Origin of the sequence: Kocuria rosea (assembly GCF_006094695.1) — a bacterium.
In the GTDB taxonomy this organism is placed as follows: domain Bacteria; phylum Actinomycetota; class Actinomycetes; order Actinomycetales; family Micrococcaceae; genus Kocuria; species Kocuria rosea.
Genome location: NZ_CP035103.1, coordinates 630,852 through 657,145, shown reverse-complemented (window position 1 = coordinate 657,145; position 26,294 = coordinate 630,852). Strand labels below are relative to the sequence as shown.

Sequence of the window (26,294 nt, the reverse complement as noted above, 5' to 3'; positions counted from 1 at the left end):
CTCCTGGGTGCGGAGGCTCACGAGCGGTGGCCGAGCAGCCCTCGCCCGCGCAGCAGGCGCCGTTCCACGGGGTTGAAGAACAGCAGCTCCACGAGGATGCCCACGACGAGGATGGACAGCACGGCGACCATCACCACCGCCATGTTGGAGACCGTCCGGCCCTGCTCCAGCAGGGAGCCGAGGCCGAACCCGATGGAGCCGCCGATCGCGATGAGCTCGGCGCCCATGAGCGAGCGCCAGGAGAAGGCCCACCCCTGCTTGAGCCCGGCGAGGTACCCGGGCAGGGCGGCGGGGAGCACGACCTTGCTGGCCATGGTCCACCCCCGGGCGCCGAGCACGTGCCCGGCGCGGCGCAGCTGCGGCGGGATCTGGTCCACGCCCGCGAGCATGCCGTTGATGATGGAGGGGATGGCGCCCATGAGCACCACGAAGTACACCGTGGCGTCGGACAGGCCGAACCAGATGATCGCGGCGGGCACCCAGGCGATCGAGGGCAGCACCTGGAGCCCGGAGATGATCGGGCCCACGGCGTCGCGCAGCCCTCGCCACTGGGCGATGAGCAGCCCCAGCGGCGTGGCGACCGCCGCCGCCACCAGGAAGCCGCTGATCCCCCGCCACAGGCTCGTTCCCAGGGCGCCCAGCACGGTGCCGTCGCCGACCAGCGCGCCGAACTGCCGCGCGACGTCCAGCGGGCCGGGCACGACGTCGGGGCGGGTGCCCAGGAGCGCGACGAGCAGCTGCCACAGCAGCAGGCCGGCCACCAGGGCGACCAGGGGCGGGGCGACCTTGGTGCGCAGCACTTCGCCCACCGAGGTCTTCCGGGTGCGCTCGGTCTGCAGCGCGTCGAGTCCGGCGAGCTCCTCACCGGTCCCGGCCGGGTCGCCGGACCGGTCCGGGGCGGGTCCGGGGACGGCCCGTTCCGCGCCGCGGCGGGGTGCCGGGGGCGCGGGCGCCACCGGCGGCGCGGCCGGGACGCCGGACAGGGCGGTGTCATTTCGCATGGCGGCTGATCTCCTCGCGCAGACGTGCGGTGATGGTGCGGGTCAGCTCGCCGAGGGTGTCGTCGAGCGACTGCGCGCTGCCCTCGAAGCCGTAGGACTCGGGGTCCTTCCACGGGCGGGTGTCCCACTCCTGGACCACCTGACCGGGGCGGGAGGACATCAGCAGCACCCGCTGGCCCAGCCGCACGGCCTCGGCGACGTTGTGCGTGATGAACACGATCGTCCGGCCGGTGGTGCGCCAGACGCGCAGCAGCTCCTCGTGCAGCAGGTCCCGGGTGATGGCGTCGAGCGCGGAGAACGGCTCGTCCATGAGCAGGACCTCCCGGTCCTGGGCCAGGGCCCGGGCCAGGGCCACCCGCTGGCGCATCCCCCCGGAGAGCTCGTGCGGGCGCTTGTCCGCCGCGTGCGGCAGCCGGACCAGCTCGAGCAGCTCCCCGGCCTGGTCCCGCCGCCGGGCGGTGGGGACCCCGCGCAGCTCGAGGGCCAGCTCGACGTTGCGCCGCGCCGTGAGCCAGGGGAACAGCGCGGCGTCCTGGAACATCAGGGCCGCGCCCTCCGCGGGGACCGTCACGGAGCCCTCCGTCGGCTCCTCGAGGCCCGCGACGATGTTCAGCAGGGTGGACTTCCCGCAGCCGGAGGCGCCGAGCAGCGCGACGAACTGCCCGCGCTCGACGTCGAGGTCCACGTCCTGCAGGACGGGGCCGTCCTCGGGGGCGAAGCTCTTGCCGAGGCCGCGGAGCCGGATCGCGGTGGTGGTGCTCATGCGCCCCCCTCCGAGCCGGCGCGGACCCGGTCCAGGACCGTGGTGTCCACGAGCCCCTCGAGCGGGGCCTCCTCCGTGGTCCCCGCCGCCACGCCGTCGGCGAGCAGCTGCGGGTAGGTGTCCGCGAGGGGGTCGGTGGTCCACTCGACGGCCTCGAGCGCACCCGCGACCGTCGCCTCGGGCAGCGTCTCGGTCTGCGCGCTCTCCAGGCCCTCGTTCAGGGTGGAGGCCAGCAGCTCGGGCTCCGCCTCGTGCTCGTGCAGCCAGTCCACGGACCGCTGCAGACCGCGCACGAGCTCCTCGACGGTCTCCGGGTGGCGCTCGAGGTAGTCCTTGCGCACCACCAGGACGGTCGTGGGATAGCGCCCGTCCGCCCAGAGGTCCCGCTCGTCCACGAGGACCCGGGCGCCGTCCTGGACGGCACGGGTGGCCCAGGGCTGGGGCAGCCAGGCGCCGTCCACGCGGCCCTGCCGGAGCATCGAGATGGTCTGGCCGTTGGCCATGGGCGTGATCGCCACGGCGCGGTCCCCCTCGCCGTCGGCGTCGTACTCCTGCTCGGCGAGCCAGGTGCGCAGGGCCACGTCCTGGGTGCCGCCGAACTCGGGACTCGCCACGGTGCGCCCGGCCAGGTCCTCCGGGCCCGTGACGGCGGGGCGCACCACGAACTGCGCGCCGCCGGAGGCGGCGCCCGCGACCACGGCCAGCGAGCGGCCCTGGGAGCGGACGAAGGAGTTGATCGCCGGGTTGGGGCCCACGAACGCGGCGTCGATCGACCCGGCGTTCATGGCCTCCACCGCTGTGGGGCCGCTGTTGAAGACCTGCGCGGACAGCGCGGTGTCCCCCAGCTCCTGGGCGAAGTAGTCGTTCTCCAGTCCGACGAGGGCGGGGCCGTGCGTGAGGTTGCCGAAGTAGCCCAGCCGCAGCTCGGCGGCGTCCGAGGTCTCGACCGCGTCCGCCTCCCAGGCCGCGAGCGTCCCGTTGTCGCGCAGCGCGGTGGCGGCGACCGTCAGGGCGGCCAGTAGCGCCAGCGCGGTCAGCACCAGCGGCCATCCCCGGCGGCGGCGGCCCGAGGCGGCGCGCCCTCCGTCACCGGCGGTCACCGTGACGAGGGCGGGCGGCTGCTGCCCGCCCACCTCAGGCGTCCTGCACGAGCCCGGCGGCGAGCGTGTTGCCCGTGGCCGGGTCCACGACCAGGAAGGCGCCGGTGCGCCGCAGCCGGTCGTAGGGGTCGACGGGCAGCGGGGAGGCCAGCCGCAGCCGGACCCGCCCGATGTCGTTGAGCTCGAGGGTGCCGGCGTCCCGCAGCACCAGCTCCTCGAGGTCCAGCCGCCCCTCGAGCTCGACGACCATGGCCTGGACCGTGGCGGCGCCGTGCTTGACGAGCACGCGGGCGCGGGGCTGCAGGGGCCGCTCGCCCAGCCAGGCCACGGAGGCCACGAGGTCCCGGACGGGCTCCGGCAGCTCGTCGTCGGCGCTCGCGACGAGGTCGCCGCGGGCGATGTCGATGTCGTCGGCCAGCCGCAGCGTCACGGACAGCGGCGCCGCGGCCTCCGTGAGCTGCTCGCCGGGCAGGGGCGCTCCGGGGGCGGGCGCGGTGCCCGCCACGTCGATGCCGGTGACCGTGGTGCGCCGGCCCGCGGGCAGGACCACGACCTCGTCCCCGACCGCCACGGTGCCCGAGGCGATCTGGCCCGCGTAGCCGCGGTAGTCCCGCAGCCGCTCGGCGTCCGCGCCCGGGGCCGTGCCGCCCTGGGGGCGGATGACGTACTGGACGGGGAAGCGGAAGGGGCGGGCGGTGCCGCGGCCGGACTCGTCCACCGTGGGCAGCTCCTCGAGCACCCGCAGCAGCGGCCGCCCGGAGTACCAGGGGGTCCGCGCGGAGGGCTCCACCACGTTGTCGCCCTCGAGGGCGGAGACGGGCACCACGTGCACGTCCTCGACCCCCAGCCGGGCGGCGATGCCCGTGGCGTCCGCCGCGACCCGGTCGAAGACCTCCTGGTCGTAGTCGACGAGGTCGATCTTGTTCACGGCGACCACCACGTGCGGCACGCGCAGCAGGGACACGACGGCCAGGTGCCGCCGGGTCTGCTCGACCACGCCGTGCCGGGCGTCCACGAGGAGCACGACGGCGTCGGCCGTCGAGGCGCCCGTGACCGTGTTCTTCGTGTACTGCACGTGGCCGGGGCAGTCCGCGAGGATGAAGGAGCGGCGGTCCGTGGCGAAGTAGCGGTAGGCCACGTCGATCGTGATCCCCTGCTCCCGCTCGGCGCGCAGGCCGTCGGTGAGCAGGGCGAGGTCGAGCCGGCCCGTGCCGCCGCCGAAGCCGCGCTCGGCGGAGGTCCGGCCCACGGCCTCGAGCTGGTCGGCGAGGATCGCCTTGGCGTCGTGCAGCAGCCGGCCCACCAGGGTGGACTTGCCGTCGTCGACGGAGCCGGCGGTCGCGAAGCGGAACAGCGAGCCGGGATCGATCGTGGGGACCTGCTCGGCCGCGGGGGCGTGCCCGGTCACGGTGCTGGGGGAAGTCATGTCTAGAAGTACCCGTCCTTCTTGCGGTCCTCCATGGCGGCCTCGGAGATCCTGTCGTCCGCGCGGGTGGCCCCGCGCTCGGTGAGCGTGGACACGGCGACCTCGGCCACCACGTCGGCCACGGTGCGCGCCCCGGAGAGCACGGCGCCGGTGCAGGACATGTCCCCCACGGTGCGGTAGCGCACGGTCTGCCGCTCCACGGCCTCGGCCCCGGCCGGCGCCGAGAACTCGCCCACGGCCATCCACATCCCGTCGCGGCGGAAGACGTCCCGCTCGTGGGCGTAGTAGATGGGCGGCAGCTCGATGTTCTCGCGCTCGATGTAGCGCCAGATGTCCAGCTCGGTCCAGTTGCTGATGGGGAACGCCCGCACGTGCTGGCCGGGGGTGTGCCGGCCGTTGTAGAGGTTCCACAGCTCGGGGCGCTGGTTGCGGGGGTCCCACTGGCCGAACTCGTCGCGCAGGGACAGGATCCGCTCCTTCGCGCGGGCCTTGTCCTCGTCGCGGCGGCCGCCGCCGAACACGGCGTCGAACCGGTGCTCCGCGATGGCGTCCAGCAGCGGGAGGGTCTGCAGCGGGTTGCGGGTGCCGTCGGCGCGCTCGAGCAGCCGGCCGTCGTCGAGGTAGTCCTGCACGCTCGCCACGACCAGCCGCAGGCCGAGCCGCTCCACGGTGCGGTCCCGGAACTCCAGCACCTCCGGGAAGTTGTGGCCCGTGTCCACGTGCAGCACGGGGAAGGGGATCCGGCCGGGCCAGAAGGCCTTGGCGGCCAGGTGCAGCATGACCACCGAGTCCTTGCCGCCGGAGAACAGCATGGCCGGGCGGTCGAACTCCGCCACGACCTCGCGCAGGATGTGGATGGACTCGGCCTCGAGCGCGTCGAGGCTGCTGTGCACGCCGGCCTCCGCGGGGGCCGGGGCGGTGGTGGGGGTGGTCACGTTCGCCTCCGTCGTGGTGGGTGCGCTCACAGGTGGATACCGCACTCGATCTTGTCCTGGCCGGCCCAGCGGCCCGCGCGCGGGTCCTCGCCCGGGGCGGTGGGCCGCGTGCAGGGGGCGCAGCCGATGGAGAGGTAGCCCTCCGCCATCAGCGGGTTCGTCGGCACGCCGTGGTCCTGCGACCACTCGACGAGGTCGTCGAGGCTCCAGCGCACCATGGGGTTGACCTTGACGAGCTTGTGGGTCTCGTCGAAGGTCACCATCGGGGCGTTGGTGCGGGTCCAGGACTCGTCCCGGCGCACGCCGGTGAACCACACCTCGTAGCCCTCCAGGGACTTCTTGAGCGGGGCCCCCTTGCGGATCGCGCAGCACAGGCCGGGGTCGCGGGCGAAGAGGTCCTTGCCGTGCTTCTCGTCCTGCTCGGCCACGGTCAGCTCCGGGAGGGCGTCGACCACGGTGATGTCGAGCATGTGCGCCACGGCGTCCCGGGTGCCGATGGTCTCCGGGAAGTGGTAGCCGGTCTCGAGGAACAGCACGTCCACGCCGGGCAGCTGCTCGGCGACCAGGGCCGGGAGCACGGCGTCGGCCATCGAGCAGGCCACGGTGACGCTGCGCAGGTCGAAGTTCTCCGCGACCCAGCGGATGGCCTCCTCCGTGGAGGCCTCCCCCTCGGCCGGGACCCGGCCCTCGGCGTCCAGCTCGGCGTGCAGCGCGGCGGCGCCGGCCGCCGCCAGGTCGCGCAGCTGCTGCTCGTCCCGCAGCGCGGGGCGGGTGCCCGTGTCCGTGCCGGTCATGCCAGTTCACTCTCCTCGACCCGGTGGGTCCACTCGGCGAAGCTCTCGTCCTCGGTGCGCTGGGCCAGGAAGCGCCGGACCAGCCGCTCCACGTAGTCGGCGAGGTCGTCCTGGAAGACCTTCAGCCCGCGCACGGTCCGGCCCAGGCCGGCCTCCGCACGGTCGTCCGCGGCGAGCCCACCGCCCAGGTGGACCTGGTAGCCGGGCTTCTGCCCGCCGTCCTCGGTGGGCAGCAGCTGGCCCTTGAGCCCGATGTCCGCGGTCTGGATGCGGGCGCACGAGTTGGGGCAGCCGTTGACGTGCATCGAGATGGGGTGGGGCAGCTCCACGCCGTCGAGCCGCCGTTCGAGCTCGTCGATGGTGTCCGAGGCGGTCTGCTTGGTCTCGACGATCGCGAGCTTGCAGTACTCGATGCCGGTGCACGCCACGGTCGAGCGGCGGAACGCGGAGGGCCGCGCCTGCAGGTCCAGGGCGTCGAGGTCGGCGACGGCGTTCTCGACGTCGGCCTCCTCGATGTCGAGCAGCACGAGCTTCTGGTGCGGGGTGGTGCGCAGCCGGTCGGAGCCGTACTTCGCCATCACGTCGGCGAGGGCCAGCAGCTTCGCCCCGGAGACGCGGCCCACGCGCGGGGCCACGCCGATGTAGAACCGGCCGTCCTTCTGCCGGTGCACGCCGATGTGGTCGCCGGGGACGGCCGCCTTCTCCGGCGCGGGGCCGTCCGCGAGCGCGTAGCCGAGGTACTCGTCCTGGAGCACCTGCCGGAACTTCTCCGGGCCCCAGTCCTGGACCAGGAACTTCAGCCGGGCGCGGTTGCGCAGCCGCCGGTAGCCGTAGTCGCGGAAGATGCTCGTGACGCCCTTCCACACCTCGGGGGCCTGCTCCTCGGTCACGAACGCGCCGAGGCGCTTGCCGAGGAACGGCACCACGGACAGGGCGCCGCCGACCCACAGGTCGTAGCCGGGGCCGAGCTCGGGGTGGACCACGCCCACGAGGGCGCAGTCGTTGATCTCGTGCACCACGTCCAGGGACGGGTGGCCGGTGATCGCGGTCTTGTACTTGCGCGGCAGGTTGGAGAACTCCGGGGAGCCGATCCAGGTGGACTTGATCCGCTCGATCACCGGGGTGGGGTCGATGATCTCGTCCTCGGCGATCCCGGCGAGCGGGGAGCCCAGGATCACGCGCGGCACGTCCCCGCAGGCCTCGACGGTGTCCAGTCCCGCGTCCTCGAGCCGGCGCCAGATCTCGGGGACGTCCTCCACCCGGATCCAGTGGTACTGGATGTTCTGCCGGTCCGTGATGTCGGCCGAGTCCCGCGCGAAGTCCGCGGAGATCTGCCCGAGCACCCGCAGCTGCTCGCGGGTCAGGGCCCCGCCGTCGAGCCGGACGCGCATCATGAAGTACTCGTCCTCGATCTCGGCGTCGGACAGCGAGCCCGTCCGCCCGCCGTCGATGCCCGGCCGGCGCTGGGTGTAGAGGCCCCACCAGCGGAAGCGCCCGTGCAGGTCCTGGGGGTCGATCGAGGCGAAGCCGTGCTTCGAGTAGACCTCCTCGATCCGGGTGCGCACGTTGAGCCCGTCGTCGGCCTGCTTGAAGACCTCGTTGGGGTTCAGGGGGTCCCGGCCGTCGACCTTCCACTGCCCCTCGGCCTTCGGCTTCCGGGCAGCGCGGGGCGCGCGCGTCGTCTGTGTCATGCGCTCGATTGTTCGCGCGTCCCGCTGGACAGTCACGCCGGTCGTCACAAACCGCCACGAACCGTCGTGACGGGACACAGGGGTGGACACGGGGCCCGGCGTGTGCAAGGACACCGGGCCCGCGGCCCGGCGTCGTCCCGGCGGCGTCCCGTCCCGGCGGGGACGGGCCCCGGCGCGCCCGGACGCGGGGAGGTAGTGTCGTCCCGGTGGCACGCCGGTGCCGCCGTCAGCCCGGGAGCGTCCCCTGTGGAGTCGTGCTCCCTCCCGTCGAGTGCCTGAAGGACCGCCATGGCATCCTCCGCTTCCGTCTCCACCGAGACCCCCTCCGGTCCGCCGCGCAACGGCCTGGACCGCTTCTTCAAGATCAGCGAGCGCGGCTCCTCGGTGGCGAGCGAGGTCCGCGGCGGCGTGGCGACGTTCATCGCGATGAGCTACATCGTGGTCCTCAACCCGCTGATCCTCGGCTACGGCCCGGACGGCGCCGGCAACATCCTGGGCGGTGAGCGGGTCGCGGCCGTGACGGCGCTCGTCGCCGGGGTGCTGACCATCCTCATGGGCGTCGTGGCCCGCGCGCCCTTCGCGATCGCCACGGGCCTGGGCGTCAACGCGTTCCTCGCCGTGACGATCGTGACCACCCCGCAGCTCACGTGGCCCCAGGTGATGGGGCTGGTCGTGTGGGCGGGCCTGATCATGTTCGTCCTGGTGCTCACCGGCTTCCGCACCGCCGTGTTCAACGCCGTGCCGGCGTCCCTGAAGACCGCCATCGTGGTGGGGATCGGCCTGTTCATCGCCCTGATCGGCTTCGTGAACGCCGGCTTCGTGCGCCGCATCCCGGACGCCGCCGGCACCACCGTGCCCGTGCAGCTCGGCGACGGCGGGACGCTGCTGGGCTGGCCCATGCTCACGTTCGTGGTCGGCCTGCTCCTGACCGTGGCCCTCATCGTCCGCAACGTCCGCGGCGCGATCCTGATCGCCGTGGTCGCCACCACGATCCTCGCCCACGTGCTCGAGGCGGTCGTCCCGTCCGGCTCCTCCGTGGACGCCCCCACCGGGTGGTCGCTCGTCGTGCCCGCCGCCCCCACCTCCTTCGTGGCGCTGCCGGACCTCTCCCTCGTGGGCTCGGCCGCCCCGCTCGAGGCGTTCCGGAGCCTCGGGGCGCTCGCCGCGGCGCTGCTGATCTTCACGATCCTGCTCTCCATCTTCTTCGACGCGATGGGCACGATGGTCGGGCTCTCCCAGCAGGCCGGGCTCGTGGGCCGCAACGGGCAGATCCAGAACGTGGACAAGATCCTGCTGGTGGACGCCGCCGGCGCGATCGCCGGCGGCGCGGGCTCCGTGTCCTCCAACCAGATCTTCGTGGAGTCCTCCACCGGCATCGCCGACGGCGCCCGCACCGGCCTGGCCAACGTGGTCACCGGCGTGCTGTTCCTGCTCGCCATGTTCATCACCCCGCTGGTCAACGTGGTGCCGTTCGAGGCCGTGGCCCCGGCCATGGTCGTGGTGGGCTTCCTCATGGCCAAGCAGGTCGTGCGCATCGAGTGGGACGACTGGGGCCTGTCCGTGCCGTCCTTCCTGACGTTCGCCGTCATGCCGTTCACCTACTCGATCGCGGACGGCATCGGCGCGGGCTTCGTCTCCTACGTCTTCATCCGCCTCGTGCAGGGCCGCGGCAAGGAGGTCCACCCGCTCATGTACGTGGTGGCGGCGGCCTTCGTGGTGTTCTTCGGCAAGGGCGTGGTCGAGGGCTGGATGGCGTGATCGACGACGACGCCCGCTGCCCCTGCGGCACCGGGGACACCTACGGCGCCTGCTGCGGGCGCTTCCACGGCGGCCGCCCGGCGCCCACGGCCGAGCTGCTGATGCGCTCGCGGTTCAGCGCCTTAGCCGCCGGGGACGATGCCTATCTGCTGGCCACGTGGCACCCGGGCACGCGCCCGGGGTCCGTGGACCTGGACCCCGCGCTGCGCTGGACCCGGCTCGACGTCCACGGGGTGACGGGCGGCGGCCCCTTCGACGACGAGGGGTGGGTGGACTTCACCGCGCACCGGCGCGGCCCGCACGGGGCCCGGGGGGCCCAGCGGGAGAACTCCCGGTTCCGGCGCGAGGACGGCCGGTGGTACTACGTGGACGGCGTGCTCGCCTGAGCCCGCCGGCTCAGTCCTCCTCGAGGTCGGAGAGCACGCAGAACTCGTTGCCCTCCGGGTCGGCCAGCACCACCCAGGTCACCTCGGGCCCCTGGCCCACGTCCACGCGGCGGGCGCCGATGGACTCCAGGCGGGCGACCTCGGAGTCCCGGTCGGTGTCCACGGCGCGCAGGTCGAGGTGCAGCCGGTTCTTGACGGTCCGGGGCTCGGGGACGACCACGAAGTCGAGGTGCGGGCCGCTGCCCTCCGCGGGCACGATGCCCACGAACCCCTCGGCCTCCGCGTGGACGACGTAGCCCAGGGCGGCGCACCAGAAGCGGGCGAGGGTCTCGGGATCGCGGCAGTCGACGACGACGGCGGACAGGGTGCTGGTCATGCGCTCAGCCTAGGCCCGGCGCCGCCGCCCGGGAAGACGCCGCAGGACCCGGGGCGCATGCTTCAGGACCCGGGGCGCGTGCCGCAGGACCGGCCAGTAGGAGCCCGGGAGGACTCGCGCCACGAGGTCCGGCAGCACGGCGCTGGGCGCCACGAGCAGCCGGTTCCGGCGCCGCTCCACCGCCCCCAGGATGTCGGCGGCCGCACGCTCCGCCGGATAGCTGAGCAGCGCCGCGAAGTCCTCCCGGTCCTTCCGCGCCCGCTCCTCCGACACCCCGGCCGGGGTGCGGGCGGTCTCGGCGATCCTGGTCCGGACCCCGCCCGGGTGCACCACGGTGACCCCCACCCGGCCCGCCAGCTCGTGGCGCAGGCCCTCGGAGAACCCGCGCAGGGCGTACTTGCTCGCGGAGTACGCCACCTGCCCGGGCGGGGCGATGAGGCCGAACAGGCTGGAGAGGTTGACCAGGTGGCTGCCGGGGGCGGCGAGCAGGGCGGGCAGCAGCTCGCGGGTGAGCACCACCGGCGCCCGGAAGTTGATGTCCATGAGCCAGTCGAACTCCTCGGCGGAGACCTGCTCGAAGGTCCCGCCCAGGCCCACCCCGGCGTTGTTGACCAGCAGGTCGATCCGCGGGTGCTCGGCCCGGATCCGCTCGGCCACGCCCGGCAGCGCGGACAGCTCGGCGAGGTCGGCCACGACCGTGCGCACCGGCAGGTCCGGGTGCCCCGCGCGGATCGCCCCGGCGACGGTCTCGAGTCCCGCGGCGTCCCGGTCGAGGAGCACCAGGTGGGTGCCGCGGGCGGCGAGGCCGTGGGCCAGCTGCTCGCCGATGCCGGAGGCGGCGCCGGTGAGCACCGCGGTGGCGCCGGCGAAGCGGAAGGGTGCGGACGGGGACACGGGCTGCTCCTGGGGTCGGGGTCGTGGATCGGGGCCTGCTGTCCAGTGTGCGGGCGGGCACCGGGCACCGCTTGACCCACCGCGACAGGAAGTTGACGCGCGGCGACACCCTCAGCCGGCGGGGACGCCCCGGCGGCGGACGTCCCGCGGCGGGGCGCTCCACCAGCGGCGGGCGCACCGGGTGAGCGCCGAGGACTCCGAGAGCCCCACGAGCCCGGCGATCTGGCCGAGGGGGACGTCGGTGGTGGTGAGCCAGCGCAGGGCCGCGCTGCGCCGGGTCCCGTCCAGGACGGCGCCGAAGGTGGTGCCCTCCTCGGCGAGCCGGCGCTGCAGGGTGCGGGGGTGCAGGTCCAGCACCCGGGCCACGGCCTCGATCTCCGGGGCCGCGGTGCCGAGCAGCTGCACCAGCACGCCCCGGACCCGGGGCGCCCACGCGGAGCCGGGCCCGGGGAGCTGGGTGTCGAGGAAGGCGAGCGCCACCTGCCGGACCCCGGCGTCCCCGTGCAGCGGGCGGGCGAGCGTGCTGGTGGGGATCCGCAGGAGGACGTCGGGGCGGCCGGTGCGCACGGGTGCCCCGAAGAACTCCTCGTAGACCCGCAGCGGCGCCGCCGGCCGGTGGGCCAGCTCGACCGTGCGCAGCCCGTAGCGGCCCCCCACCAGGGAGCTCAGGGCCCGGTGCAGCAGGCCCAGGCCCAGGTCGGTGCCCTGCGGGCTGCCGCGCCCGGGGTCCCGGGCGGTCGCGGCGGAGCCGCCGTAGCGCACCGCCGTCACCCCGCGGGCCCGGTAGGGGTCCGGCACCAGCGCCAGCTCGAGGGACGGGGCGTGGACGAAGAGGTAGCGGGAGGTGCACTCGAGGGCGTCGCGCACCGTCTCCGAGTGGCGGGCGGCGAGCGCGAGGGGGCCGAGGACGCCCGGGTCCTGCCGGGCGGCGACCCGCAGGCCCAGGTCGGGGCAGTCCAGCTCCCGGGCGGCGGTCTCCAGCACCCGTGCGACGGCCCGCTCGGGGACCAGGAGGTCGTCGGTGTCCAGGGCCGACCGGGGCAGGCCGGCGGCGTCGGCCAGGGCCTCGGCGTTCCCGCCGAGCTCCGCGACCGCGGCGCGGAAGCCGCGCAGACCTGCGGACCGGATGACCGTCATGTCGCCCAGGGTCAAGCAATCGTCGCGTAGCGTCAAGTCCTGGCGGGCGCGCCGGGCGATCCTGGAAGCATGCGAGCACCTTCCACCGCCAGCGAGCCGCCCCGCGAGATCCCCGGCGGCACCGACCACCGGGACGTCGTCGTCGTCGGAGCCGGCCTGTCCGGCATCGGCGCGGCCTACCGCCTGCAGACCGAGCGCCCCGAGCTGTCCTACGCCGTGCTGGAGGCCCGGGACGACCTCGGCGGGACCTGGGACCTGTTCCGCTACCCGGGCGTGCGCTCCGACTCGGACATGTTCACGCTCGGCTACTCCTTCAAGCCGTGGCGGGACCCGCAGGCGCTCGCGGACGGCCCGTCGATCCTCGCGTACATCCACGAGACGGCGGAGGAGTTCGGCATCGACCGGCACCTCCGCCTCCGCACCCGGGTGGTCTCGGCCGACTGGTCCGGCGCCGAGCAGCGCTGGAGCCTGGGCCTCGAGGTGCGGGACGAGGACGGTGCCGTCCACCGGCGCAGCATGACGTGCTCGTTCCTGTACTCGTGCGCCGGCTACTACGACTACGACCGCGGCCACGACGCCGCGCTGCCCGGCCTGGAGGACTTCGGCGGCCGGGTGGTGCACCCGCAGTTCTGGCCCGAGGACCTGGACTGGACGGGCCGGCGCGTGCTGGTGGTCGGCAGCGGCGCCACCGCCGTGACCCTCGTGCCGGCCATGGCGCGGACCGCCGCGGGCGTGACCATGCTGCAGCGCTCCCCCACGTGGATCAGCGCCGTGCCCGGCCGGGACCGGCGGGCCGACGCGCTGCGCCGGCTCCTGCCCGCGGGGCTCGCCCACCGGGTCATCCGCGCCAAGAACATCCTGTTCAGCACGGCCGTGTACCAGTTCTGCCGCCGCCGCCCGGCCGCGGCCCGGGCGTTCTTCACGTCCCGGGCCGCGCGCATCCTCGGCTCCGAGGAGCTCGTGGCCGAGCACTTCACGCCGTCCTACGACCCCTGGGACCAGCGGTTGTGCGCCGTTCCGGACGCGGACCTGTTCAAGGCGCTGAAGCGGGGGCGGGCCGAGGTGGTCACCGGCACGATCGACACGTTCGTGCCCGAGGGGGTCCGGCTGAGCGGGGGCCGGGTCCTCGAGGCCGACCTCGTGGTCACCGCCACGGGTCTGCGGCTGCTCCCCTTCGGCGGGATCGTCCTGACCGTGGACGGGACGCCGGTGGAGCTCGCCGAGCAGTTCGTGTGGAACGGGGCGATGCTGACCGGCGTGCCGAACTTCGCGCTGTGCATCGGCTACACGAACGCGTCCTGGACCCTGCGCGCGGACCTCACCCACCGGCTGGTGTGCAGGGTGCTGCGGCACCTGGAGCGCCACGACGCCGGGGCCGTGGTGCCGCGCGCCCCCCGGGGCATGGCCGAGCAGCCGCTGCTGGACCTCAGCTCCGGCTACGTCCGGCGCGCGATCGGCGCCTTCCCGCGCCAGGGCGACCGGCACCCGTGGCGGGTGCGGCAGAACTACCTGCTGGACTCCGCGACCACCCTGCGCACCCCGCTCTCCTGCACCCTCGACCTGATCCCCCGCACCGCGGCCCGCCGCGGCGCCCGCCCGCAGGAGGCCCACGCATGACCGACCGGCACGCCCCCGTCCCCGCCGCGGACTCCCCCGCCGGCACCCCGGAGGCCACGACGACGACGGTGGAGGTCGCCGGCCGGCCCGTGCGCATCCGCCGCTCCGGGCCCGCGCAGGCGCCGCCGGTCGTGCTGCTGCACGGCATCGGCCGGAGCCTCGAGGACTGGTCGGCCGCCCACGACCTGCTGGCGCGGGACCACTGCGTGCTGAGCATGGACCTCCCCGGCTTCGGGCTCACCACCGCCGGCGCGGACCGGCCGGGGCTCGGGACGTTCGCCCGCGCCGTGGTCGGCGTGCTCGACGCGCTCGGCGAGCAGCGGCCGGTGCACCTCATGGGCAACTCCCTGGGCGGCGCCGTAGCCATGACCGTGGCCGCCGAGCACCCCGGGCGGGTCGCGGGGCTGCTGCTCGCCAACAGCGCCGGGTTCGGCCGGGAGGCCAACGTCTCCCCCCTGCCCATGGTGTGGGCGGGGCTGTCCCGGCTGCCCGTGGTGGGCCGCCGGTTCCGGCCGCTGGCGCGGGCCGCCGCGGTGCGGTCGAACCAGAACTGCTTCTTCGACCCGGCCCTGGCCACCCCGGAGCTGCTGCGGCACGCGGCGCGGGTGGGCGCCCAGCCGGACTTCCGGGCCACGTTCCTGGGCACCTACCGGAGCATCGGGCTGCCGGTGATCGGCGTCCTGCCCGGCTGGCGGAGGGCCCTGCTGGAGAAGGTGCGGGCCTCGGGCCTGCCCGTGCTCGTGGTGTGGGGCGAGGCCGACGCCGTGCTGCCGGCCCACCACGCCGAGGCCGCGGCCGCCGCCCTGCCCGGCGCCCGGCTGCACGTCTTCCCGGACACCGGGCACATGCCGCAGATCGAGCGCACCCAGGAGCTGGTGGAGCTGGCCCGGGAGTTCGTGGCGTCGGTCGAGGCCTCGCGCGCCTCCCGCTGATCCCCGAGCCCACCGGAACGCCGCCGCGGGGTCGCCTCCGCGCCGAGCGCACGCGGCGGGTCGCGTTCCGTCGCTCAGCACACGCGGCGGGTCGCGTTCCGTCGTTCAGCACACGCGGCGGGTCGCGTTCCGACGTTCAGCGCGGCATGTTCTCGCCGATGGCGACCCCTCGACCGACAGGGGCGCGACGACGGGTGGGCGCCGCAGCTGGCGGGCACGGCGGCCGACAGCACGGCGCTGCTCGCGCTGCAGGACTGACCCAGGATGCGCGCGGCACCGGTGCGAGCGGCTCGCACCGGTGCCGCGCCGGGCACGTGCCGCAGCCGCGGATCAGCGCTCGGGGACGGCGGCGTGCCGGTCGGCCGCCCAGGATCCGAGCAGCCGGAGCCGCTCGGCCGAGGGCGAGCCCGGTTCGGCGGTGTAGATCATGAGGACCTGCCCGGGCTCGGCGGTGACGGCCAGCTCCTCGTAGGCCAGCGTCAGCTCCCCCACCACCGGGTGGCGGAAGCGCTTGGTGCCGGTGCCGTGGGTGCGCACGTCGTGGGCGGCCCACAGGGTGCGGAAGGTCTCGCTGCGGGTGGACAGCTCCCCGACCAGGTCCTGCATCGCCCGGTCGTGCGGGTCGCGGCCGGCCTCGGCGCGCATGATCGCCACGCACATGCTCGCGAACACCTCCCAGTCCGGGTAGAACTCCCGGGAGGCCGGATCCAGGAACTGGAACCGGGCCAGGTTGGGGGTGCGTCCGCCGTCCCCGAGCAGCGGGGCGTAGAAGGCGCGCCCCAGGGCGTTGGTGGCCAGCAGGTCCTGGTGCTGGTTCCGCACGAACGCCACCCCGCCGGTGATCGCCTCCAGCGCCCACTGCAGCCCCGGCCGGGAGCTCGCCTGCCGCGACGCCCGGCGGCGCGGGCGCCGTGCGGCGGACACGCCGTCGGCCGCCCGCGCCAGGTCGAGCAGGTGCGCCCGCTCGGTCTCGTCCAGGCGCAGGGCGGCGGCGACCGCCTCCAGCACCGAGGCCGAGGCCCCGGCGACCGCCCCGCGCTCGAGCTTGGCGTAGTACTCCACGCTCACCCCGGCCAGGGCCGCCACCTCGGAGCGGCGCAGCCCCGGCACCCGGCGGTTGCCCCCGGCCGGCAGACCGGCCTGGGCCGGGGTGAGCTTGGCCCGGCGCGAGACGAGGAAGTCGCGGACCTCGGTGCGGTTGTCCATCCCGCCAGGATAGGGCGCGGCCGGACGGTGGAGCGTGGGGACCTCAGGGACGCAGCTGCGCGGCGGCGGCCTCGCGGTGGCCCGGTTCCCCGGACGCCAGGGCGAAGAGGGCGTAGTTGAGGGGTCCTGCGGCCACGAGGGCCTCGCAGCGGTCGGCGAGGCGGGGTTCGTGGCGGCCGGTGAGCTCCTCGTAGGCGCGGACGGTCGCCGCGAAGGACTCGGGCGGGGCGATGAGGTGCTGGTACATGAGGTCCAGGGCCGGGTCGCCGACGCCGGCCGTCGTCCAGTCCAGGACGGACAGGATGCGGCTGCTGTCGTCGAGCAGCAGGTGGGCGGGATAGAGCTCGCCGTGCGTGAGGACGGTGCGGCGCGGCCACAGCCCGTCGTCGTCGAGCCAGGCCCGCCACCGGGCCGCGAACTCCGCGGCGACGTCGAACTCCCCGAGCACCCGCTCGAGGTCGGCCGCCCACCGCCGGCGCACCTGCTCGGGGGTCTCGGCGGAGACCCCCGCCGCCGCGGCGGCGGCGGGGTCGAGGCGGTGGAGGGACGCGACGACCTCCGCCAGGGACCGGGCGTGCTCCGGGGAGGCGGTGTCGTAGTGCCAGACCGGCTGCCCCGCGGCGTCGAGGGTGAGACCGGGCCGGCCGGGCAGCAGCGGATAGGCGACGAGCTCCGGCCCCGCGATCCGCCAGTCCGGCACGGCGACCGGGAGCCGCGGGCGCACGAAGTCCAGGATCCGCAGCTCGTCGGCCACCTTCGCCGCGACGTCGGGGCGGCGCGGGATCCGCAGCACCCACTGCTCGCCGCTCCCGGAGGCGGCGGCGAACGCCACCCGGTAGTCCAGACCCGCCTCCTCGAACCGGACGGTCCCCGGTTCCAGGTCCAGGCCGTGCCGCCGGGCGAGGCCGCGCACGTCCTGCTCGGTCGCGGGCTCAGGCGCCATCGCGCGCCCCCTCGGCGACGGGGTCGTGGCGCGGCGGGGTGCCGCCCACGAAGGAGCGCACCCACGCCTCGTCCTTGTACTGGGCGGGCACCGCGCCGCCGAGCAGCTCCCGGCCGAGCGCGGCCGCCCCGGGCGAGCCCTCCAGCGGCAGCGGGGCGGAGGAGGCGGCCAGCACGATGTTGCCGTAGCGGCGGCCCTTGAGCATCGCCGGGTCCGCCACGGCGGCGACGTGCTCGAACACCTCGGACAGCGCGGCGAGCTCGGCGCGCGCCCCGGCGAGGTCCCGGGTGTCGCCGCAGTTGAGCACGTACAGCCCGCCGGGGGCCAGGACGCGCCGCACGTGCCGGGCGAACTCCACCGTGGTGAGCGGCTCGGGGGTCACGGCCCCGGCGAAGACGTCGCGGACCACGACGTCCCGGGTGGCCGGGCTCAGCGACTCCGTGACGGCGCGGGCCTCCCCCACCCGGATCCGCAGCAGGGGGGCGCGCGGGAGGTCGAACCACTCCCGGACCAGCTCGGCGAGCCGCCCGTCGAGCTCGACGACGACCTGCCGCGCGGCCGGGTGCGCGTGGGCGAGGTAGCGGGCGAGCGAGCAGGCGCCGCCGCCGAGGTGCAGCACCCGCAGCCGCTCCGGGTCCGGGTGGGCGGCGAGGTGGGCGTCCACGACCGCGGCGATCCAGCGCATGTACTCGAAGTCCAGCCGCTCGGGGTGCTCCGGGTCCACGTGGGAGGAGGGGACGCCGTTGACGTGCAGCACCCAGGAGCCGGGGGCGTAGGCGTCCGGGACGAGCTCGGCGGTGCCGGTCGAGATCTCGTAGCTCCCGGCCGCGGGGCCGGTGGGCCCGGCGGGCGCCGGCGCCGTGCGCGAGCGGCGGGACGCCCGGCTCACGCGGTCCCCGTCCGCAGCATGCGGTGCATGCGCTGCCCGGTCCAGGGCCCGCCGGCGGGGAAGGACTCGGCCAGGGCCCGGAAGCCGTGCCTGGCGTAGAAGCGCTCCGCGCGGGCGTTGCCGTCCATGATCCACAGGTACGCGTCCGCGGAGCCGATCGCGGCCTCCTGCAGGGCGGCGCCGAGGCCCGTGCCGTGGGCGGCCCGCAGCACGTAGAGCTGGAACAGCTGCAGCGGGACGAGCGGGGCGGGCACCCCGGCCCGCCCCTCCCACGCGGCGGGGGCCGGGCCGGCGGAGACCAGCCCGAGGGCGGCCCCGTCGTCGTCGACCGCGAGGAGGGTGCGCACGTGCGGGTCCGCGAGGAGGGCGAGGTCGTAGCCGGCGGTGCGCTCGGCCGCGGCCTGCTGCCGGTCGGCGAAGGCGTCCCCGAAGAGCGGACGGTAGGTCTCGTCGAGGCAGCGCAGGTGCAGGGCGGACCAGACCCCGGCGTCGGACGGTCCTGCGGTCCGCAGGCGGACCGCCGCGGGGGCAGCGCTCAGGACTCTATGGCCTGCCGCTGGATCGCGGCCTCGAGGCGTTCGACCTTGCCCTGCAGCTCACCGGTGTGGCCGGGGCGGATGTCGGCCTTGAGCACGAGCGAGACCCGGGGCCCGTAGCGGCCCACGGCCTCGGTGGCGCGCTTGACGACGTCCATGACCTCGTCCCACTCGCCCTCGATCGTGGTGAACATGGCGTCGGTCTCGTGCGGCAGTCCGGACTCGCGGACCACGCGGACGGCGGCGGCGACGGCGTCGTGGACGGAACCGCTCGGGTTCTCGCCGCCGGACGGGGAGACGGAGAAGGCAACCAGCATGCCCCCATCCTCCCACCCGGCGGCGTCCGGGTGAACCCCGGGGACGACGACGGCCCCGCCGCCACGCGAACGGCGTGGCGGCGGGGCCGGCGGATCAGTCCGCGGGGTCGACCCGGCGGATCACTGGACGGATCACTGGGCGGTGAGCTGCTCCAGCACGGCGTCCTTGGAGGGATCCTTGGCGCCCTGGTTCCAGGGCATCTTCGAGAGCACGTTGGCCATGGCGCAGGTGTTGGACAGCGCGGAGTACGCGAGCCCGCCGCCGACGCCCGCGGCGACGGCGCGCAGCTTCGGGGAGACCAGCTGCCCGCCCACCACGCTCGCCAGCACGAGCGAGCCGGCGACCATGCGGACCTGACGGTCCATGGCCCAGGTCGAGGCGCCGCGGACGACCGCGCCGCCGGCCTTCTCGAAGTCGTCGACGGTGCCGTCGACGACGTAGGTGTTCTCGGTGCCGGCCGAGGAGAGGATGTCCTGGGCGCGGGTGGCCCGGGCGCCGGAGCGGCAGATCAGGGCGACCTTGCCGCCGAGGGCCGCGGCGATGTCCTGCGCGTGGTCGGCCACGAGGTCGACGGGGACGTTGTAGGCGCCGTCGATGTGCTCGGCGGCGAACTCGGCGGCGGAGCGCACATCGAGGACGGCGACCTCCTCTCCGGACTCGATCCAGGACTTCAGCTCGGCGGGGGCGACTTTCGAGGTCATGCGGCAGTTCCTTCCGGGTGACGGTGGGTGTGACTCCATGATGCACTATACCCCCCTGGGTATGCAAGATCCCCCAGGGGGTATAGAATCGTCGGAGCAACCACCACACCCAGGAGCGCCCCGTGCAACTCGACCCCCAGGACCTCACCCCCACCATCAACCGGCTCAAGCGGGCCCAGGGCCAGCTCGGCGCCGTCATCCGCATGCTCGAGGAGAGCCGCGAGTGCAAGGACGTGGTGACGCAGCTCTCCGCGGTCTCCCGCGCCCTCGACAAGGCCGGCTTCTCCATCATCGCCACGGGCCTGGACCAGTGCCTGCGCTCGGAGGACCCGAGCCTCGACAAGGCCGAGCTGGAGAAGATGTTCCTCTCCCTCGCCTGAGCGGCCCCGCACCCGGTCCTGCGGCGGGCGGGCCCTAGACTGGGCACGGACCCAGCCCGACCGTCGGAGGACCCCGCCACCATGACCCAAGGCATCTACGTCAGCGCCATGACGCCGCAGTCCGGCAAGTCGCTCGTGGCCCTCGGCCTGGCCGACTCGCTGTTCCGCAAGACGGACCGCCTGGGCTACTTCCGGCCCGTCCACCTCGGGGAGACCCCGGCGGAGGACCCGATGGTGCAGCTGATGAAGCGCAACTTCGACCTCCCGGACGAGCGCTGCCGCGGCGGCATCTCCCTGGCGCGCACCCGGGAGCTGCTCGCCGCGGGGGACCACGACGAGCTCGACGCGATGGCCGTGACCGTCTACGGCGAGATGGCCCGGCACTGCGACGTGATCGTGGTGGACGGCACCGACCTCCTGGCGCACAACGCGGCCACCGCCGAGTTCGACATGAACGCCCGGATGGCCAACAACCTGGGCGCCTCCGTGCTGGCCGTGATCGGCGCCGACGAGTCCGAGAGCCCCGAGGACGTGCTCAACGCGGTCGAGGTCACCCGGGCCGAGCTGAACCAGGTGCGGTGCGACATCTTCGCGGTCATCGTCAACCGCGCCCGCCCCGACTGGGTGGAGCAGATCGAGCACAACGCCGCCCGCGGCGTGCGGGGCCTGCCCGTGTACGTCATCGCCGAGAACGAGGCGGTGGCCGCGCCGACCGTCGCCGAGCTGCGGGACCGGCACGGGTTCGGGGACGGCCCGTCCGCGGTCTCCCTGGACCGGGACGTCAAGGGCGTGAAGATCGCCGCGATGACCGTGGGCCACTACCTCGAGCAGCTCGCCGACGGCGACTTCGTCATCACGCCGGGGGACCGCTCCGACATCGTCGTCGCGTCCCTGGCCTCCGCCCTCTCCCCCGCCCTGCCCGTCCCCTCCGGGATGCTGCTCACGGGCGGCTTCGAGACCGAGGGGCGGATCCGGGAGCTCACCGCCGCGGCGCCGTTCCCCGTGCTGACCACCGGGCTGGACACCTACCGGGCCGCCCGGGAGGTGTCCCGGACCCGGGGCACCCTCTCCGGGGCGCACCCGCGCAAGGTCGCGGCCGCGCTCGGCGAGTGGGCCCGGCGGGTGGACGGCGAGGAGCTCGTGAGCCGGCTCGACCTGCCGCGCCCGGCCAAGCGCACGCCCCTGCGCTTCCTGCACGAGCTCGTCGAGACGGCCCGGGCGGACCGGAAGAACATCGTGCTGCCCGAGGGCGAGGACCCCCGCATCCTGCGGGCCGCCGAGATGATCCACCGCCGCAATTTCTGCGACCTCACGGTCCTGGGCGACCCCGGGCGGATCGCCCAGCTGTGCCAGACGGAGGGCATCAACCTCGACTTCGCCGAGGACGGGCTGACCCTCGTGGACTTCGAGCACGACGACGCGCTGCGCGAGAAGTACGCCGGGGAGTACGTGCGGCTGCGCGCCCACAAGGGCGTGCAGCCGGAGACGGCACTGGAGCGGATGCTCGACGGCTCCTACTTCGGCACCATGATGGTGCAGATGGGGGACGTGGACGGCATGGTCTCCGGCGCCGCGCACACCACCGCCAACACGATCCGCCCCGCCCTGGAGTTCGTGAAGACCTCCGAGGGCGTGAAGATCGTCTCCTCCGTGTTCTTCATGCTCCTCGAGGACCGCGTCCTGGTCTACGGCGACTGCGCCGTGAACCCCAACCCGGACGCCCAGCAGCTGGCGGACATCGCGCTCGCCTCCGCCCGCACCGCCCGCCAGTTCGGGGTGGAGCCCAGGGTGGCGATGCTGTCCTACTCGACCGGCGGGTCCGGCTCCGGCGAGGACGTGGACAAGGTCCGGACGGCCACCGAGATCGTGCGCGGCGCGGACCCGGGGCTCGAGGTGGAGGGCCCCATCCAGTACGACGCCGCGGTGGACGCCTCGATCGCGGCCTCCAAGCTGCCCGGCTCCGCCGTGGCCGGCCGGGCGACCGTGTTCGTCTTCCCGGACCTCAACACCGGCAACAACACCTACAAGGCCGTCCAGCAGTCGGCCGGCGCCGTGGCCGTGGGCCCGGTGCTGCAGGGGCTGCGCAAGCCCGTCAACGACCTCTCGCGCGGGTGCACCGTGGACGACATCGTCAACACGGTCGCGATCACCGCGATCCAGGCGCAGGGCATGTGACCCACCGGCCCACCGCTCGCACCGTCCCCGTCCCCATGCCCGTCGCCACAGCCCCAGGGAGTCCTCCATGCTCGTGCTCGTCGTCAACTGCGGCTCGTCCTCGCTCAAGTACCAGGTCCGGGAGCTCGAGGCCGGTGCGGACGGCGGGACGGTGCTGGCCTCCGGGCTGATCGAGAACATCGGCAGCTCGCGGATCGCGGACCACACGCAGGCGCTCGAGCTGCTCGCGGAGCGGCTCGAGGCCGAGCTGGAGGGGCGCACGATCGACGCCGCGGGCCACCGCGTGGTCCACGGCGGCGAGCGCTTCTCCGCGCCGGTGCTCGCGACCAACGAGATCATCCGCGACATCGAGCGGCTGGTCCCGCTGGCTCCCCTGCACAACCCCGCCGCCGTCCTGGGCCTGCGGGCCGTGCAGAAGACGTGGCCGCACCTGCCCCAGATCTGCGTGTTCGACACCGCCTTCCACCGCACCATGCCCGAGCACGTGTGGCGCTACGCCGTGCCGGAGGAGTTCTACGAGCGCTGGGGGATCCGCCGCTACGGGTTCCACGGCACGTCCCACGACTGGGTGACGGGTCAGGCGGCGCAGTTCCTGGGCGTCCCGCGCGAGCGGTTCAGCTGCGTGGTGGCGCACCTGGGCAACGGCGCGTCGGTGACGGCGGTCAAGGACGGCGCCTCCTACGACACGTCGATGGGCTACACCCCCCTGGCGGGCCTGGTGATGGGCACCCGCACCGGGGACCTGGACCCGTCCGTGGTCACCGCCGTCCTGCGCCGGGACCCCGGGATGACCCCCGAGCGGCTCGACGCCGTGCTCAACAAGGAGTCCGGCCTGCGGGCCATCGCCGGCGACCACGACATGCGCGCCGTCCAGGAGGCCGCCGACCGCGGCGACGAGCGCGCCGAGCTGGCCCTGGAGATGGCCGCCCACCGCCTGGCGAAGTACGTGGGCGGCTACCACGTGGCCGTGGACGGCGCGCAGGCGCTGGTCTTCACGGCCGGGATCGGGGAGAACGCCTCGGCCTTCCGCGCCCGCGTCTGCGGGCGGCTGGGCGCCCTCGGGGTCGTGCTCGACGACGACGCCAACGCCGCCCGCTCGCGGGAGGTCCGCCGGATCTCCGCGCCGGGATCCGCACTGGAGGTCCTCGTGGTGCCCACCGACGAGGAGCAGGCGATCGCGGCGGCGACCGCGGCGCTCGTCGCGGCCGGGACCTCCCCCGCCTGAGCGGATCCGGGCGTCACGCTCCGCCGCACCGGGGCCATGGGGCCGCCAGGTGTTCGCGAATGCGATTCCAACGGATAGGTTCGGTGCTGGGCCCTGCGCAGGGCCCTCCCCGTGTCAGGCCCGTGCGTCAGGAGGCACCGACGATGTCCCAGCAGCCCCACCAGCCCCGGGGCCACGGCGGCCCGCCGCCGCCCGGCGCTCCTCCCTACGCGAAGGCCCGCCCGCCCCGGCCCCCGGTGACGGCCGATCTGCGGCTGCTGCTCCGGCTCACCGTGGCGTCCTTCGTGGTCGCGGTCCTCGGCAGCGCGGTGGGGTACCTGGCGGCGCCCGAGCAGTACACCGGCCTGCCCGCAGGGGCGTTCGGGACGGTCGTCCTCGCCATCTCGCTCCTGTTCGGCCTCGGGTTCACCGCCGGGCTCTACGCCCTGGTGTACTTCCCGCTGCGCGAGCAGCGGCAGTGGGCGTGGATCCTCGGCATCGTCTTCGCGTCCATGGCGCTCCTGACCACCGTGGCCAACGCCGTGCTGCTGCTCGTGGTCCCGGCGGGCACGTCGATCGGACTCGCGACGGGCGCGCTCAAGGCCGTCGTGGACGTGGCCTGGCTCGTGGTGGCCGCCCGGCCGGGCGTGCGGGCGGCACTGCGCTGAGCTCGCGGACCGGGACGCCGCAGCCCCGTCCTCAGGCCAGCCGGCGGGCCAGCCGGTCCATGACGGCGGCCAGCCGGTCGGCGTCGTCGCCCTCGAGCGCACGGAGGAACAGCTCCTCGACGTCGCGGGCGTGGGCGGGCCGCAGGCGCCGGAAGGCGCGCAGCCCCTCCTCCGTGAGCTCGGCCTCGAGGCCGCGCGCGTCCTCGGCGCAGCGCCGGCGCCGCACCCAGCCGCGCTTCTCCAGCACGCCGATCTGGTAGCTGAGCCGGCTCGGGGAGAAGACCAGCCGCTGGGCCAGCTCCCCCATCCGCAGCCGGTGGTCGTCGGCGTTGCGCAGCAGCAGGAGCACCTGGTAGTCCATGAGCGAGCAGCCGTGCTCCTTGAGCCGCGCCTCGATCTCCGTGGTCAGCCGGGCGGTGGTCTCGAAGAACAGCTGCCACACGTCCCACGGGCGGGCGGCGGGCTCCGGCGCGGCCGCGGGCTCCGGCGCGGCCGCCGGGTGGCCGGTCACCGGCCGGCCCGGGCGAGCAGGTCCGCGAAGTCGGGGACCCCGTCGAACCCGCCGCCCCGCCCGGGCGCGGCCGCACCGGCCGGGACCTCGCCGGCCGCCCGTCCGGCCGGCTGCGCTCCCGGCGCGATCGAGCGCGCCAGCTGCGCGCCGGCGCGCCGGATGCGCGACTCGAGCGATCCGCCGGCCCAGTCCTCGGTGGCGGCGTAGACCCCCAGGGGCAGCACCAGCGCCTTGAGGTGGGTGAACAGGGGGCGCATGGCGGTGTCGAGCATCAGGGAGTGGCGTGCCGTGCCCCCGGTCGCGGCCACCAGCACGGGCACGTCCTCCAGCGCGGCGTCGTCGACGAGGTCGAAGAAGGACTTGAACAGCCCCGAGTAGGAGGCCTTGTACGTCGGGGTGGCCGCGATCAGGGCGTCCGCCCCGGCGACCGTGTCCAGGGCGGTCCGCAGCTCCGGACCGGGGAACCCGGTGAGCAGGTGGTCGGCGACGGCGTGGGCCAGCGGGCGCAGGTCCACGCGCTCGATCCGCACCGGCGTCTCGGCCAGTCCGTCCCGGGCGGCCTCGGCGAGCCGGTCGGCCAGCAGCGAGGTGGAGGAGGCGTCGGACATCCCCGCCGACACCACGGCCACGGTGAGCGGGCGCGCCGCGGTGGGGTCCGGCGTCGTCGTCCCGGTGGGGTTCCGGACGCTCATCGGTGGGCCTTCTCCGTGGTCCGCCCCGTGGTCGGCTCCGCGGCCTGCGCGGCGCGGGCCCGCCCGGCGGGCGAGTCCTCGGCGCCGCCGGGCACCGGGTCCTGGCCGGCGCGGTGGCGTTCCAGCAGCGAGGCGTGGGTCGGGGCCTCCGGCACGTGGGCGGGCCTGAGCGCGGCGAACTCCTTGCGCAGCACCGGCACGACCTCCTCGCCCAGCAGGTCGAGCTGCTCCAGGACGGTCTTGAGCGGCAGGCCGGCGTGGTCCATCAGGAACAGCTGGCGCTGGTAGTCGCCCGCGTAGTCGCGGAACCCGAGGGTCTTCTCGATGACCTGCTGCGGGGAGCCGACGGTCAGCGGCGTCTGCGTGGTGAAGTCCTCCAGGGACGGCCCGTGCCCGTAGACGGGGGCGTTGTCGAAGTAGGGGCGGAACTCCCGCACGGCGTCCTGGGAGTTCCGGCGCATGAACACCTGGCCGCCGAGGCCCACGATGGCCTGGTCGGCCGAGCCGTGGCCGTAGTGCTCGAAGCGCGTCCGGTAGAACTCCACCATCCGTCGGGTGTGCTCGGCGGGCCAGAAGATGTTGTTGTGGAAGAACCCGTCGCCGTAGTAGGCGGCCTGCTCCGGAATCTCGGGGGAGCGGATCGAGCCGTGCCACACGAAGGGGGCCACGCCGTCGAGCGGGCGCGGGGTCGAGGTGAAACCCTGCAGGGCGCCGCGGAACCGGCCCTGCCAGTTGACCACGTCCTCCCGCCACAGCCGGTGGAGCAGGCTGTAGTGCTCGATCGCCAGCGGGATGCCCTGGCGGATGTCCTGGCCGAACCACGGATAGACCGGGCCGGTGTTGCCCCGCCCCATGGTGAGGTCCACGCGGCCGTCGGTCAGGTGCTGCAGGTAGGCGTAGTCCTCCGCGATGCGCACCGGGTCGGTGGTGGTGATCAGGGTGGTGGCCGTGGACAGCTGCAGCCGCTCGGTCTGCGCCGCGATGCTCGCCAGCAGGACGGGCGGGTTCCCCGGCGCCACGAACGGCGGGTTGTGGTGCTGGCCCGTGGCGAAGACGTCCAGGCCCACCTCCTCCGCCTTCTTCGCGATCTCGACGGTGGCCCTGATCCGCTCGTGCTCGGTGGGGGTGCGTCCCGTGGTGGGGTCCTCGGTGACGTCCCCGATGGTGAAGATGCCGAACTGCATGTGGTCCTCCTGCTCCGCGGCGGCGTCCGGCCGGACGGCCCGCCCTGTTCTTTCAAATTTGAACTACTACCGTCAAG

27 protein-coding genes are annotated in these 26,294 nt (G+C 74.6%); 8 read left to right on the top strand and 19 right to left on the bottom strand.

The features are described from left to right. Positions 1-17: 17 nt before the first annotated feature. The 7 genes from EQG70_RS03005 to EQG70_RS02975 are packed head-to-tail and all read right to left on the bottom strand — an operon-like array spanning position 18 to position 7,710. Positions 18-1,001 (bottom strand): ABC transporter permease, encoded by a 984-nt coding sequence (locus tag EQG70_RS03005; RefSeq protein ID WP_109268557.1) that lies wholly within the window; start codon positions 999-1,001, stop codon positions 18-20. Continuing rightward, positions 991-1,764: an ABC transporter ATP-binding protein gene (locus EQG70_RS03000; protein WP_017833018.1), complete on the bottom strand. Its 774-nt coding sequence runs from the start codon at positions 1,762-1,764 to the stop codon at positions 991-993. Before EQG70_RS03000 ends, EQG70_RS03005 begins: the two co-directional genes overlap by 11 nt. Then, positions 1,761-2,897: an ABC transporter substrate-binding protein gene (locus EQG70_RS02995; RefSeq protein ID WP_017833017.1), complete on the bottom strand. Its 1,137-nt coding sequence runs from the start codon at positions 2,895-2,897 to the stop codon at positions 1,761-1,763. Before EQG70_RS02995 ends, EQG70_RS03000 begins: the two co-directional genes overlap by 4 nt. Before the next feature lies 1 nt (position 2,898). Then, on the bottom strand, positions 2,899-4,290 hold the full coding sequence (locus EQG70_RS02990; protein ID WP_229587927.1) for a sulfate adenylyltransferase subunit 1: 1,392 nt from the start codon (positions 4,288-4,290) through the stop codon (positions 2,899-2,901). 2 nt (positions 4,291-4,292) lie between these two features. Then, positions 4,293-5,225 (bottom strand): sulfate adenylyltransferase subunit CysD, encoded by a 933-nt coding sequence (gene cysD, locus EQG70_RS02985; RefSeq protein WP_031282790.1) that lies wholly within the window; start codon positions 5,223-5,225, stop codon positions 4,293-4,295. Between the two features lie 26 nt (positions 5,226-5,251). Next, complete coding sequence (locus EQG70_RS02980; protein ID WP_109268558.1) at positions 5,252-6,019, bottom strand: phosphoadenylyl-sulfate reductase; 768 nt, start codon at positions 6,017-6,019, stop codon at positions 5,252-5,254. After that, entirely contained in the window at positions 6,016-7,710 is a 1,695-nt protein-coding gene (locus tag EQG70_RS02975) for a nitrite/sulfite reductase (protein ID WP_017833013.1), read from the bottom strand. The genes EQG70_RS02980 and EQG70_RS02975 overlap by 4 nt, the downstream gene beginning before the upstream one ends. Before the next feature lie 288 nt (positions 7,711-7,998). Between EQG70_RS02975 and EQG70_RS02970 the strand changes: the two genes are divergently transcribed. After that, positions 7,999-9,468, top strand: a complete 1,470-nt coding sequence (locus tag EQG70_RS02970) for an NCS2 family permease (protein WP_017833012.1) — start codon at positions 7,999-8,001, stop codon at positions 9,466-9,468. Next, positions 9,465-9,854: a YchJ family protein gene (locus EQG70_RS02965; RefSeq protein WP_109268559.1), complete on the top strand. Its 390-nt coding sequence runs from the start codon at positions 9,465-9,467 to the stop codon at positions 9,852-9,854. The genes EQG70_RS02970 and EQG70_RS02965 overlap by 4 nt, the downstream gene beginning before the upstream one ends. A gap of 10 nt (positions 9,855-9,864) precedes the next feature. Here EQG70_RS02965 and EQG70_RS02960 read toward each other — a convergent pair whose 3' ends face one another. The 3 genes from EQG70_RS02960 to EQG70_RS02950 all read right to left on the bottom strand — a co-directional run bounded on the left by EQG70_RS02960 (position 9,865) and on the right by EQG70_RS02950 (position 12,261). Next, complete coding sequence (locus EQG70_RS02960; RefSeq protein ID WP_017833010.1) at positions 9,865-10,230, bottom strand: VOC family protein; 366 nt, start codon at positions 10,228-10,230, stop codon at positions 9,865-9,867. 9 nt (positions 10,231-10,239) lie between these two features. Then, complete coding sequence (locus EQG70_RS02955) at positions 10,240-11,124, bottom strand: SDR family NAD(P)-dependent oxidoreductase (protein WP_017833009.1); 885 nt, start codon at positions 11,122-11,124, stop codon at positions 10,240-10,242. Between the two features lie 111 nt (positions 11,125-11,235). Next, a complete protein-coding gene (locus EQG70_RS02950; RefSeq protein ID WP_109268578.1) occupies positions 11,236-12,261 on the bottom strand; it encodes an AraC family transcriptional regulator in 1,026 nt (341 codons plus the stop codon). Positions 12,262-12,330: 69 nt separating this feature from the next. Here EQG70_RS02950 and EQG70_RS02945 point away from each other — a divergent pair, with 69 nt between their 5' ends. Both EQG70_RS02945 and EQG70_RS02940 read left to right on the top strand, forming a co-directional pair. Further along, on the top strand, positions 12,331-13,878 hold the full coding sequence (locus tag EQG70_RS02945) for a flavin-containing monooxygenase (protein WP_109268560.1): 1,548 nt from the start codon (positions 12,331-12,333) through the stop codon (positions 13,876-13,878). After that, positions 13,875-14,810 carry an alpha/beta fold hydrolase gene (locus EQG70_RS02940; protein ID WP_109268561.1) on the top strand — a complete coding sequence of 312 codons (936 nt, stop codon included), beginning with the start codon at positions 13,875-13,877 and terminating at the stop codon, positions 14,808-14,810. Before EQG70_RS02945 ends, EQG70_RS02940 begins: the two co-directional genes overlap by 4 nt. Positions 14,811-15,140: 330 nt before the next feature. On the opposite strand, the gene EQG70_RS02935 is transcribed toward EQG70_RS02940, so the two are convergent. The 6 genes from EQG70_RS02935 to EQG70_RS02910 form a co-directional block, all read right to left on the bottom strand. Then, complete coding sequence (locus tag EQG70_RS02935; protein ID WP_095649856.1) at positions 15,141-16,016, bottom strand: helix-turn-helix domain-containing protein; 876 nt, start codon at positions 16,014-16,016, stop codon at positions 15,141-15,143. Between the two features lie 43 nt (positions 16,017-16,059). Continuing rightward, on the bottom strand, positions 16,060-16,959 hold the full coding sequence (locus EQG70_RS02930) for a macrolide 2'-phosphotransferase (RefSeq protein ID WP_109221803.1): 900 nt from the start codon (positions 16,957-16,959) through the stop codon (positions 16,060-16,062). Then, positions 16,949-17,848, bottom strand: a complete 900-nt coding sequence (locus tag EQG70_RS02925) for a spermidine synthase (RefSeq protein WP_017833003.1) — start codon at positions 17,846-17,848, stop codon at positions 16,949-16,951. Before EQG70_RS02925 ends, EQG70_RS02930 begins: the two co-directional genes overlap by 11 nt. Continuing rightward, positions 17,845-18,195, bottom strand: a complete 351-nt coding sequence (locus tag EQG70_RS02920) for a GNAT family N-acetyltransferase (RefSeq protein WP_017833002.1) — start codon at positions 18,193-18,195, stop codon at positions 17,845-17,847. The genes EQG70_RS02925 and EQG70_RS02920 overlap by 4 nt, the downstream gene beginning before the upstream one ends. Positions 18,196-18,383: 188 nt before the next feature. Further along, on the bottom strand, positions 18,384-18,701 hold the full coding sequence (locus EQG70_RS02915) for a thiamine-binding protein (protein ID WP_017833001.1): 318 nt from the start codon (positions 18,699-18,701) through the stop codon (positions 18,384-18,386). Positions 18,702-18,833: 132 nt separating this feature from the next. Next, a complete protein-coding gene (locus EQG70_RS02910; protein WP_035925495.1) occupies positions 18,834-19,403 on the bottom strand; it encodes a rhodanese-like domain-containing protein in 570 nt (189 codons plus the stop codon). A gap of 122 nt (positions 19,404-19,525) precedes the next feature. Between EQG70_RS02910 and EQG70_RS02905 the strand changes: the two genes are divergently transcribed. From EQG70_RS02905 to EQG70_RS02890, 4 genes are all read left to right on the top strand, one after another. Then, complete coding sequence (locus EQG70_RS02905) at positions 19,526-19,783, top strand: metal-sensitive transcriptional regulator (protein WP_017832999.1); 258 nt, start codon at positions 19,526-19,528, stop codon at positions 19,781-19,783. Positions 19,784-19,864: 81 nt separating this feature from the next. After that, positions 19,865-21,958, top strand: coding sequence for a phosphate acetyltransferase (gene pta / locus EQG70_RS02900; RefSeq protein WP_109268562.1), 2,094 nt, complete (start codon positions 19,865-19,867; stop codon positions 21,956-21,958). Positions 21,959-22,025: 67 nt separating this feature from the next. Continuing rightward, complete coding sequence (locus EQG70_RS02895; protein WP_017832997.1) at positions 22,026-23,183, top strand: acetate/propionate family kinase; 1,158 nt, start codon at positions 22,026-22,028, stop codon at positions 23,181-23,183. A 143-nt stretch (positions 23,184-23,326) separates the two neighbouring features. Beyond that, a complete protein-coding gene (locus EQG70_RS02890) occupies positions 23,327-23,830 on the top strand; it encodes a hypothetical protein (protein WP_109268563.1) in 504 nt (167 codons plus the stop codon). A 31-nt stretch (positions 23,831-23,861) separates the two neighbouring features. Here the strand turns inward: EQG70_RS02890 and EQG70_RS02885 are convergent, their stop codons facing one another. The 3 genes from EQG70_RS02885 to EQG70_RS02875 are packed head-to-tail and all read right to left on the bottom strand — an operon-like array spanning position 23,862 to position 26,217. Then, positions 23,862-24,341 carry a MarR family winged helix-turn-helix transcriptional regulator gene (locus tag EQG70_RS02885; protein ID WP_232035245.1) on the bottom strand — a complete coding sequence of 160 codons (480 nt, stop codon included), beginning with the start codon at positions 24,339-24,341 and terminating at the stop codon, positions 23,862-23,864. After that, a complete protein-coding gene (locus tag EQG70_RS02880; RefSeq protein ID WP_109268564.1) occupies positions 24,338-25,033 on the bottom strand; it encodes a CE1759 family FMN reductase in 696 nt (231 codons plus the stop codon). Before EQG70_RS02880 ends, EQG70_RS02885 begins: the two co-directional genes overlap by 4 nt. Next, positions 25,030-26,217, bottom strand: coding sequence for an LLM class flavin-dependent oxidoreductase (locus EQG70_RS02875; RefSeq protein ID WP_017832993.1), 1,188 nt, complete (start codon positions 26,215-26,217; stop codon positions 25,030-25,032). The genes EQG70_RS02880 and EQG70_RS02875 overlap by 4 nt, the downstream gene beginning before the upstream one ends. Positions 26,218-26,294: the final 77 nt, after the last annotated feature.

Bases quoted from the DNA above. Each gene is read 5' to 3' on its own strand.
- EQG70_RS02990 (WP_229587927.1), bottom strand. From the start codon at position 4,290: ATGACTTCCCCCAGCACCGTGACCGGGCACGCCCCCGCGGCCGAGCAG.
- EQG70_RS02945 (WP_109268560.1), top strand. From the start codon at position 12,331: ATGCGAGCACCTTCCACCGCCAGCGAGCCGCCCCGCGAGATCCCCGGC.
- EQG70_RS02975 (WP_017833013.1), bottom strand. From the start codon at position 7,710: ATGACACAGACGACGCGCGCGCCCCGCGCTGCCCGGAAGCCGAAGGCC.
- EQG70_RS02940 (WP_109268561.1), top strand. From the start codon at position 13,875: ATGACCGACCGGCACGCCCCCGTCCCCGCCGCGGACTCCCCCGCCGGC.
- EQG70_RS03005 (WP_109268557.1), bottom strand. From the start codon at position 1,001: ATGCGAAATGACACCGCCCTGTCCGGCGTCCCGGCCGCGCCGCCGGTG.
- EQG70_RS02950 (WP_109268578.1), bottom strand. From the start codon at position 12,261: ATGACGGTCATCCGGTCCGCAGGTCTGCGCGGCTTCCGCGCCGCGGTC.
- EQG70_RS02880 (WP_109268564.1), bottom strand. From the start codon at position 25,033: ATGAGCGTCCGGAACCCCACCGGGACGACGACGCCGGACCCCACCGCG.
- EQG70_RS02970 (WP_017833012.1), top strand. From the start codon at position 7,999: ATGGCATCCTCCGCTTCCGTCTCCACCGAGACCCCCTCCGGTCCGCCG.
- pta (WP_109268562.1), top strand. From the start codon at position 19,865: ATGACCCAAGGCATCTACGTCAGCGCCATGACGCCGCAGTCCGGCAAG.
- EQG70_RS02890 (WP_109268563.1), top strand. From the start codon at position 23,327: ATGTCCCAGCAGCCCCACCAGCCCCGGGGCCACGGCGGCCCGCCGCCG.
- EQG70_RS02915 (WP_017833001.1), bottom strand. From the start codon at position 18,701: ATGCTGGTTGCCTTCTCCGTCTCCCCGTCCGGCGGCGAGAACCCGAGC.
- EQG70_RS02935 (WP_095649856.1), bottom strand. From the start codon at position 16,016: ATGGACAACCGCACCGAGGTCCGCGACTTCCTCGTCTCGCGCCGGGCC.
- EQG70_RS02980 (WP_109268558.1), bottom strand. From the start codon at position 6,019: ATGACCGGCACGGACACGGGCACCCGCCCCGCGCTGCGGGACGAGCAG.
- EQG70_RS03000 (WP_017833018.1), bottom strand. From the start codon at position 1,764: ATGAGCACCACCACCGCGATCCGGCTCCGCGGCCTCGGCAAGAGCTTC.
- EQG70_RS02930 (WP_109221803.1), bottom strand. From the start codon at position 16,959: ATGGCGCCTGAGCCCGCGACCGAGCAGGACGTGCGCGGCCTCGCCCGG.
- EQG70_RS02960 (WP_017833010.1), bottom strand. From the start codon at position 10,230: ATGACCAGCACCCTGTCCGCCGTCGTCGTCGACTGCCGCGATCCCGAG.
- EQG70_RS02895 (WP_017832997.1), top strand. From the start codon at position 22,026: ATGCTCGTGCTCGTCGTCAACTGCGGCTCGTCCTCGCTCAAGTACCAG.
- EQG70_RS02910 (WP_035925495.1), bottom strand. From the start codon at position 19,403: ATGACCTCGAAAGTCGCCCCCGCCGAGCTGAAGTCCTGGATCGAGTCC.
- EQG70_RS02875 (WP_017832993.1), bottom strand. From the start codon at position 26,217: ATGCAGTTCGGCATCTTCACCATCGGGGACGTCACCGAGGACCCCACC.